This is a genomic window from Aquimarina sp. I32.4 (genome assembly GCF_002924285.1).
Lineage (GTDB): Bacteria > Bacteroidota > Bacteroidia > Flavobacteriales > Flavobacteriaceae > Aquimarina.
Genome location: NZ_PGUB01000059.1, coordinates 20,172 through 30,102 on the forward strand (window position 1 = coordinate 20,172; position 9,931 = coordinate 30,102).

8 protein-coding genes are annotated in these 9,931 nt (G+C 32.0%); 6 read left to right on the forward strand and 2 right to left on the reverse strand.

Translation table 11 applies throughout. From position 1 onward, the window contains the following. Positions 1-68: 68 nt before the first annotated feature. The 5 genes from CVD18_RS13695 to CVD18_RS13715 all read left to right on the forward strand — a co-directional run bounded on the left by CVD18_RS13695 (position 69) and on the right by CVD18_RS13715 (position 7,115). Entirely contained in the window at positions 69-2,375 is a 2,307-nt protein-coding gene (locus CVD18_RS13695) for a glycoside hydrolase family 65 protein (protein WP_103866009.1), read from the forward strand. Positions 2,376-2,425: 50 nt separating this feature from the next. Continuing rightward, positions 2,426-3,814: an alpha-amylase family glycosyl hydrolase gene (locus tag CVD18_RS13700; protein ID WP_103866010.1), complete on the forward strand. Its 1,389-nt coding sequence runs from the start codon at positions 2,426-2,428 to the stop codon at positions 3,812-3,814. A 251-nt stretch (positions 3,815-4,065) separates the two neighbouring features. After that, entirely contained in the window at positions 4,066-5,052 is a 987-nt protein-coding gene (gene pfkA / locus CVD18_RS13705; protein ID WP_103866011.1) for a 6-phosphofructokinase, read from the forward strand. Between the two features lie 44 nt (positions 5,053-5,096). Then, positions 5,097-6,098: a type I glyceraldehyde-3-phosphate dehydrogenase gene (gene gap, locus CVD18_RS13710; protein ID WP_103866012.1), complete on the forward strand. Its 1,002-nt coding sequence runs from the start codon at positions 5,097-5,099 to the stop codon at positions 6,096-6,098. Positions 6,099-6,242: 144 nt separating this feature from the next. Next, a complete protein-coding gene (locus CVD18_RS13715) occupies positions 6,243-7,115 on the forward strand; it encodes a BadF/BadG/BcrA/BcrD ATPase family protein (RefSeq protein ID WP_103866013.1) in 873 nt (290 codons plus the stop codon). 24 nt (positions 7,116-7,139) lie between these two features. On the opposite strand, the gene CVD18_RS13720 is transcribed toward CVD18_RS13715, so the two are convergent. Then, positions 7,140-7,724 (reverse strand): DUF4202 domain-containing protein, encoded by a 585-nt coding sequence (locus CVD18_RS13720; protein WP_103866014.1) that lies wholly within the window; start codon positions 7,722-7,724, stop codon positions 7,140-7,142. Positions 7,725-7,970: 246 nt separating this feature from the next. Between CVD18_RS13720 and CVD18_RS13725 the strand changes: the two genes are divergently transcribed. Continuing rightward, positions 7,971-8,159, forward strand: a complete 189-nt coding sequence (locus tag CVD18_RS13725; protein WP_103866015.1) for a hypothetical protein — start codon at positions 7,971-7,973, stop codon at positions 8,157-8,159. Positions 8,160-8,184: 25 nt separating this feature from the next. On the opposite strand, the gene CVD18_RS13730 is transcribed toward CVD18_RS13725, so the two are convergent. Continuing rightward, entirely contained in the window at positions 8,185-9,639 is a 1,455-nt protein-coding gene (locus tag CVD18_RS13730; RefSeq protein ID WP_103866016.1) for a S41 family peptidase, read from the reverse strand. Between the last annotated feature and the right edge of the window lie 292 nt (positions 9,640-9,931).

Below are 9,931 nucleotides of genomic sequence, written 5' to 3' on the forward strand. Positions count from 1 at the left end.
GAGAAAACTTTGATAAAAAGAAGAAAGACAATTCTATAGAGTGACTTAGTATGAATAAAAAATAACAGATGAATCAGGATTATATAAAGCCAGATAACTGGTCAATTATTGAAGAAGGGTTTGATGCAGAGAAAGTTAAATCTTCTGAAAGCCTTTTTAGTTTAGGAAATGGAGCAATGGGACAACGCGCTAATTTTGAAGAAGCGTATTCAGGAGATACTTTTCAAGGAAGTTATATTGCAGGGGTGTATTATCCCGATAAGACCAGAGTAGGGTGGTGGAAAAATGGTTACCCAGAGTATTTTGCCAAGGTGCTTAATGCGCCAAATTGGATTGGTATTAATGTAAATGTAAATGGTGAAAACCTAGATCTGCATACATGTACATCGATCACCGATTTTAGGAGAGAATTAAATATGAAGGAAGGTTGGTATCAACGCTCTTTTAATGCAGTCTTGTCTAATTCTATAGAAGTATCAGTAAAATCTACTCGTTTTTTATCCTTAGAGATAGATGAGATAGGCGCTATTCGATATGAGGTAACCCCGATAAATAAAGATGCTACCATAGAATTTATGCCTTATCTTGATTCGGGGATTACAAATGAAGATACAAATTGGGATGATAAATTTTGGGATACGTATGATCTTGCCCACAATAAGAATTCTGGATATATCCTTTCTAAAACTATGAAAACTGATTTTCATGTATGTACAGCAATGTTAAATCATATTTTTGTAGATGGAAAACAACAAAAAGTACACCCTAAAACAGAAATAAATGGTACGTATGTGAATCTAAAATATTCTGTGAAATCTTCTAAAGGAACAACCGCTAGTATTATAAAATATGGTGGATATACGGTATCTTCTAAACATAGAGAAAGTGATTTAGAATACACAAGCTCTGGACTACTTCAAAAAGCTTCAGAGTTAGGGTTTGATACTCTATTAGAGAAACAGAAAAAAGCTTGGGCAACAATATGGGATATGTCTGATATTGTCATCAAAGGAGATGTAAAGGCACAGCAGGGGATACGATTTAATATTTTTCAATTAAATCAAACATACCTAGGTAAGGATGCTAGATTAAATATTGGACCTAAAGGATTTACTGGTGAAAAGTATGGGGGGAGTACTTATTGGGATACAGAAGCATATTGTATTCCGTTTTATATGGCTACCAAAAATCAAGAAGTTGCTAGAAATTTGTTGACATATCGCTATCATCACTTGGATAAAGCTATTGAGAATGCTAAAAAACTAGGCTTCATTAATGGAGCAGCACTGTATCCAATGGTAACCATGAATGGTGAAGAATGTCATAATGAATGGGAAATCACTTTTGAAGAAATACACCGTAATGGCGCAATGATTTTTGCGATCTATAATTATGTAAGATATACAGGAGATTATAGATATATACCAGAAAAAGGGCTAGAAGTAATGATTGCAATTGCTCGTTTTTGGCATCAGAGAGCAACATTTTCTACTGATAAAAATAAATATGTAATTCTTGGGGTTACTGGACCCAATGAATACGAAAATAACATCAATAATAATTGGTATACTAATTACTTGGCAAAATGGTGTATTGAATATTGTGTTAAAAATATAGATACCGTAAAAGAAACATATCAAGAAGACTATGATAGAATTATAAAAAAAACAAATATAAGTCAGTCGGAAATTCAAGCTATGGTAGAGGTTGCTGAGAAGATGTATTTTCCGTATTCAGAGAAATACGAGGTATACTTGCAACAAGATGGATTTCTTGATAAAGAATTAATTACGGTAAAAGATCTAGATGTATCACAACGACCCATTAATCAAAAGTGGAGTTGGGATCGTATATTACGTTCACCTTATATAAAACAAGCCGATGTACTACAAGGGTTTTATATGTTTGAAGATAAGTTTACCAAAGAAGATATAGAGCGTCATTTTGATTTTTATGAGCCATTTACGGTACATGAATCTTCACTTTCTCCATGTGTACACAGTATTCTGGCTGCTACATTAGATAGAATGGATCAAGCATATGAATTTTATCTTAGAACATCAAGGCTTGATCTTGATGATTATAATAAAGAGGTTGAGGAGGGATTGCATATTACAAGTATGGCAGGAACATGGATGAGTATTGTTGAAGGTTTTGGAGGACTTAGAGTAAAAGATAATAAACTGTCTTTTGCTCCAAAAATACCTAAAGAGTGGGATGGGTATGCTTTTAATGTAAATTATAGAAACCAAATTCTCAAGGTCGATGTCTCTCAAGAGGGCACTTCTTTTAGCCTAGAAGGAGATCAGGAATTGCTAATCTACGTACATGATAAAGAGCTTAAAATCTCTCCTAATAATCAGGTAACGGTTTAATACAAACTAGTGATTAAAAAATAAGTGTAACGACAGAAAATTTTGAACCAATGAAAAAAGTAATACTAGGGCTTGCTTCGGCTATACTTTTGTTTTCTTGTGGGAAAACAAAAAAAGAAGAAGCAGTAAACAAACAAGAGATAAAGGTTGAGAAAGAAGTAAAAAAAGAGGTGCTTCAACCAATCGATAATACAGTGATAGAAAATGCAGTCATTTATGAAGTAAATATTCGTCAATATTCTGAAGAAGGTAGTTTTAATGCATTTACCAAAGATATTCCTGTTTTGAAACAAATGGGAGTCAAGATAGTGTGGGTTATGCCAATTTATCCGATTTCTAAGACCAAAAGCAAAGGGTCACTAGGAAGTTATTATGCAATATCAGATTATACTACAGTCAATCCTGAGTTTGGTACTATTGAAGATTTTAGAGAGTTAGTGAAAACTGCTCATGATAATGGGATTTATGTCATTTTAGATTGGGTAGCAAATCATACAGGGTGGGATCATATATGGTTAAAAGAACACCCAGAATATTATACCAAAGATAAAGATGGTAATATAACACATACTGTTGATACAGACTGGACCGATGTAGCTGACCTTAATTATAATAATCAAGAGATGCGGGAGCAGATGAAAGAGGATATGATCTACTGGTTACAAGAAGAGGGAATAGATGGTTTTAGGTGTGATGTTGCAGGAATGGTTCCTACTGATTTCTGGAACAATACAGTACGAGAACTTAAGAAGATAAAGCCTGTATTTATGCTAGCAGAAGGATGGGAACCAGAATTGTTGAAAACTGCTTTTGATATGGGGTATGGATGGGATACTCATCATAAGATGAATGATATTGCTCAAGGAAAAGCAGATGTTAGCCAATGGGATAAAAGGATGATCCAAATAGATTCTATGTATGCAAAGGATAATATCTTAATGAATTTTACATCTAATCATGATGAAAATTCATGGAATGGAACAGTACAGGAGAGAATGGGAGAGGCCAAAGAGATGTTTGCTGTACTCTCATATCTTACTCCAGGTATGCCTTTGATTTATTCAGGGCAAGAATATGATATGAATAAGCGTTTATTGTTTTTTGAGAAAGATACTATTAAGAAAGAAAAAGGAGTGTTTTTTCCTTTGTATGAAAAGTTAGGTAAACTAAAAAATATAAATCCAGCACTACATACTGGAAAGAATGCAGCAGCCTATAAAAGAATTCAAACATCTGATGATATCAAAATTTTGGCATTTGCGAGGAACAAAAAAGAACATAACATACTTTTTATAGCAAATATGACAAAAGATGCAATATCGTTTAATGTAGAATATACAGGTAAGTTTAAAGATTATTTCTCAGGAGAAATGATAGAAATAGCACCTGATAATGTTTATGAATTTAAACCGTGGCAGTATATGGTTTTGGTTAAATAATAATCAAAACAAGTGTTAATTTGTAAAACGATCTGTTGAAACAGATCGTTTTTGTTTACATATTATTTATAAAAATAAAGAGTTTATAGATCAGTATTTTTTTATAAAACGGTTTTATTCTTGAAAATATTTCATGAAAACGTGTTAAAAACGTGCATTTTACTTTTGTAAGTGCCTAATTTATCAACCGAAAACGTTTTAGTTTTTTTGCAAATTAGGTTATTACTATCAATAACGATAGATTTGACTCAATGGCAAAAAAAGTTGAAAATATAGCGGTGCTAACTTCTGGTGGAGATGCTCCGGGGATGAATGCCGCGATTCGTGCGGTTGTTCGTGCATGTAGTTACTATAAGGTAAAATGTTATGGTATTTATAAAGGGTATGAAGGTCTTATTAATAACGAGATCGAAGAGTTAAACGCTCGTTCTGTACGTAATATTATAAATAAAGGAGGAACTTTTCTTAAATCTGCTCGTTCTAAAGAATTTAGAACTATTGAAGGAAGACAGAAAGCATATAATAACCTTATAAAAAATAATATTGATGCACTTGTTGTTATAGGTGGAGATGGAAGTTTTACTGGTGCATTGAAATTATCTGAAGAGTTTAATTTTCCAGTAGTAGGTATTCCAGGAACTATAGATAATGATATCAATGGAACAGATTATACCATAGGGTATGATACCGCTCTGAATACTGTAGTAGAAGCCATTGATAAAATAAGAGATACTGCAAGTTCTCATAATCGATTATTTCTTATAGAGGTGATGGGTAGAGATGCAGGAGATATAGCTTTGAATGCTGGAATAGGAGCAGGAGCAGAAGAAATATTGATACCAGAAGAAAATATGGGAGTAGAACGACTTCTGGATTCATTAAAGAAAAGTAAAAAGACAGGAAAAACCTCTAGTATTATAGTTGTTGCAGAAGGCGATAAATCAGGAAAAAATATTTTTGAGCTGGGTGAATATGTCGAGGAGAATCTAGATGATTATGAGGTAAGAGTATCCGTTTTAGGACATATTCAAAGAGGAGGCCCCCCTAGTTGCTTTGATAGAGTGTTAGCAAGTAAATTAGGCGTAGGAGCTGTAGAAACATTATTAGAAGGTAGAAGTGAAGTAATGATTGGAATCGTACATAAAGTAGTCTCGGTTGTACCACTTAAAACCGCATTAGATAAGAGATTACAAAAGCACGATAGATTAATAAAAGTAGCCGATATTACTTCGGTATAATATAACCACAGTCAGTATAAATTAAAACAACTAAATTTTTAAATATGAGTACGTTAAAAATTGGAATTAACGGTTTCGGAAGAATTGGTAGAATTGCTTTTAGAATTGCTTCTAAACGTGATAATGTAGAAATAGTAGCAATTAATGATTTATTAGATGTAGAGCATTTAGCATACTTATTAGAATATGATTCTGTGCATGGAAAATTTGATGAATCAATTGAGGTAAGCAATGGTAATCTTGTTGTTGCTGGAAGAGAAATTCGTGTAACAGCAGAACGTAATCCAGAAGACCTAAAATGGGATGCTGTTGGAGTAGATGTTGTTATGGATTGTACAGGAATTTTTACAACATTGGATTCTGCAGATGCGCACTTAAAAGCAGGTGCTAAAAAAGTGGTTATTTCTGCACCATCAAAAGATGCTCCTATGTTTGTGATGGGAGTAAATCATACAGATGTTAAAGCTACCGATACTATTGTTTCTAATGCTTCATGTACTACAAATTGTTTAGCTCCTTTGGCTAAAGTTATTGATGATAATTTTGGAATAGAAGAAGGATTGATGACAACAGTACACGCTGCTACTGCCACGCAAGCAACAGTTGATTCTCCTTCTAGAAAAAACTATAGACTAGGGCGTAGTGCATTAAATAATATTATTCCTTCTACTACTGGAGCAGCAGTAGCGGTTACCAAAGTGATTCCTGCTTTGAAAGGAAAATTAACAGGAATGGCATTTAGAGTTCCTACAGCAGATGTTTCTGTAGTAGATCTTACTGTAAAGACTAAAAAATCGGTGTCTTATGAAGAGCTTAAGGCAGTGGTAAAGAAAGCTTCAGAGAATGAATTAAAAGGTATTTTAGGATATACTGAAGAGGCTGTAGTTTCTCAAGACTTTGTAGGAGAATCTCAAACTTCTGTTTTTGATGCTAATGCGGGAATTTCACTTAATGATAATTTCTTCAAATTAGTATCATGGTATGATAATGAATATGGATACTCTTCTAAGTTAGTTGATTTGTCAATTCACGTAGGAAATTTATAAAATTTAGATATAGTTATGTCAGCTTGAGTTTGTCGAAGGTTTATTTTGATAAATAAAAATTTTCAACAAGCTCAATCGTCTGACTTTCAAAATATTTTTAAGAGTATTGTATATACTCTATGCTAACAACAAACAAAATTATAAATGATTTTATTAGCAGACGGCGGTTCTACCAAATGTGATTGGATTCTTCTTGATGATTCAGGAGAAATCGTTTTTAAAACTCGTACAGAAGGATTAAACCCCGCTGTATTTGAGAAATCTTTGCTAGAGGAAAGAATAAATAAAAACGAAGAGCTTTATGCATATCGAGATAAGGTTGATATCGTAAACTTTTACGGGGCAGGGTGTGGTACTATAAAACCTACGATGGTATTAAAAAAAGTCTTTGAAGAGTTTTTTGTTAATGCTAATGAGATTGTAGTCAAAGAGGATATGGTTGCGGCGGTATATGCTGCTACTACAGAACCAGGAATTGTATGTATATTAGGTACAGGTTCTAATAGCTGTTATTTTGATGGCGATGATATTCATATGTCTGTAGATTCTCTAGGATATATTCTTATGGATGAGGCAAGTGGAAATCACTTCGGGAAAAGATTGATACGTGATTATTATTATAAGAGAATGCCACCAGATGTAGCATCAGAGTTTGAAAAACAGTTTGACCTCTCATCAGATGCTATAAAGGAAAATTTATATAAAAAAGAGAACCCTAATACATACTTGGCATCTTTTGCAGAGTTTATTTTTACTAGTGAGCGTAATGGGTATTTTTATAAAATTATTACTGAAGGTATTCAGGAGTTTATAGAAACTAGAGTGTTGTGCTTTCCTGAAGCTCAGAATGTTCCTGTGCATTTTATAGGATCCATAGCTCATTTTAGCGAAGATATTATAAGAGCAGCAGTTTGGCCATACCACCTTACAGTAGGTAATATTGTAAGAAGACCTATTGACGGAATTATTGATTATTACCGTAATGAAGTAATTAAAAAAAAAACTAAGGTGATATAATACTACTATATAAATAAGATAGAATTAAGCCAATGCTTGCTTAATTAGATCCAATGCTTTTTTTGAATATGTAATTTTTAGAGCGGATTCATGTCCTTTCTCAGACATTTTATGCCATGTTTTTTGTAGAATAGAGATTACCTTATCATCAGTATGTTTTAACAAAAAATCTTCGTAATAAAAAGCGAGAAAAACTAAGCATATTACATCTTCAAGAGTTTGAGTATCTGCATCTTTTTTTAATTTTTTCTTTTGAATTAAAAAAGAAACTCTATCAATTGTTTCTATATCATATCCTATTTGAGTAAGAATTTCTGAAGCTTTTGAAGCATGAAATTTCTTTAATTCTTCTCTCCATTTTAGATACCCGATGCGATCCATAGGGTAGCTATTTCTTGGTATTTCCCATCTGCAAATATGTTGAGATCTAGCAGCAAGTTTAAGAGCTTCTGAGGCATTTGGGTCAAATTGTTCTAGGGTAGTAGTCATTCGCTGTCCATAGATTAACTCTTTGGCTACTATTTCATTATTTATTTCTTCTTTATTTGGGTCTTCAGTATTAGCCTTATCAATATTTGCATAAGCTCTAATTAATTTATCTATAGACATAAATGGATTGTTTTATAAGGAAACAAATGTAGAATTTTTATAGTACTAAACATAATATTGTATTTTGAATTCATACTTACTCGATTAATAATGTAGTAATACAACAATTGTTAATACATATGTGAAAAAGTATTCTTTGCTCGTAATTTTTTGGTTGTTTTTAAACTTAATTTTACAGTTGTATTTGATACACTTATACAGAGCTATTATTTGATGTAAAAAGTTTAAGAAAAAGGAATTACTAGCATGACAGAATATGTACTTCTAACAGATGATCAGAGTTACTTTGTTGAATATCTCATCGGAGAATTAGTATTGTCTAATAGTATTAGTGAAGCAATGAAATTTAATGATGAGCATCTTGCTCAAAGGTTCAAGAAAATGTTACATAGTTCTTGTGAATTAATAACTAGTGTAAATACTTATATAGGATAAAAGATAAGTATTCTATGCTTATTATTTATCCGCGAATCAACCTGAATATGTAATCAAGTTCAGGATCTTTTCCCTTAATCAAATCATCTAGCGTAAATATGATATGTTTATCAGGTGGTATTCCTAATCCTTTGGCGATAGTTGTATCTTTTACATAATGACTGATTTTTTCCATAGGTAATACCATACTTATTTTAGAATTAGGTAATTCATAATATATGATAAACCCTCCGTTATGAGTATAATATCCCCCTCCAGTTTCTTCTCCTATTAATGTTGTTTTAGGGTTGTTTTTAACATTCAAAGCAAATGTAGCACCAGCGCCAAATGTAGTACCACCAGCCAAAACATAGATGTTTCCTTGAAATCGATTTCTATCAGGAACCATAATTACTTCCATATCATCAAAATCAAGTTTCCATCCATCATATATAGGGTGATGATAAAATTTATCTTTTAAGAATTCTTTTTCATTCAAAAATGTTTGAGTGGCGTATTTCCGTTCAGGAACAGAGAGTGATGCAACATACTCACTAGTAAATTGTTTGAATGTAGAGTTGGTAATAAAAGAATACAGATGTACAGCATTAGACCTGAACCCTCCTTCATTATGCCTAATATCAATAACAAGATTTTTGATTTTCTTTTTATTAATTTCTTTAAAAATAGTCAATAGCTTTGATTTAAATAATCTAATATCACTTTTAAACGAATTAATTACTAATACAGCTGTGTTTAACTCTTCGTTATAATGTACAAAAGGGGTTTTACTAGCGATATAGGTATTAAAAAAATCAAAACCATTTTCTTTACTGTGATATTTAGCAAAATAAGAATTACGTTTTGTGTTTCTATGTTTAACTTTTATGAAAGACTCAGCAGCAATCGTATTACTTTTTGTAACTCCGTTGGGTTCTGTGTAATCGATATCGAATTGTTTAGAAATACCGTATTCATATCCATAAAGCAGTCCAAATTTTAATTCTATGTCTCTATATTTTTTGGTGAGATTATGCCCATCACAAGGAACATATTTTTTTAAGTTGTCTAAGACTATAGAAGCTTTTTCTCCATTAATTGTGTTTATTTTTGATCCAATTGGGATTCCATAATCATTGGTGTCTGTATATAGATCGGTATGTATTACTTTTAAAATTAATGGAAAATAATATTGATCAGTTTTTATAGAGTTAGGTGCAAACAATAAAAGATGACCATCCTTAATTTTATCTGTGACAGTAAGCATCTTTTTATATAAATCTATATCCGATTGTTTTGAGGTAATAGACCCTTTTGTAGTATTAAAAATATAATTTAGAGAATCATTGTCAATGTATTCATATAGATTTGGGTGCCCATTTTTGAGTATGTTTTCAAAAATCTCAAAATCTTCTCTACTAGATAGAGAATCCATTGGTTTTTGAGCATAGAGCACACAATTGAATATGCAAAAAAGTACAATAGACTGTATTTTTTTCATTTTATAACTTTTGAAAAGGTACTATAATTGACTGATTAAGATTGGTAACTGTTGCAATCTTCTGTTTTTCCCAGATGTAAAAGTAATAAAATTGTGAAACGAATTCAGATATTGATACGTATTTAATTATAGAACTGATTTAAACTTTTTTTTGAATTGTAAAAACGGGCTGCCGATATTTGCGTTACGACACGTAAATTATTTAAAAGCAGCCTATTATGTACAGCGTACTAGACAAATATACAATAGAAATGGAAATAATTCCACACATACCATTAGCCAAGCGAGGGTT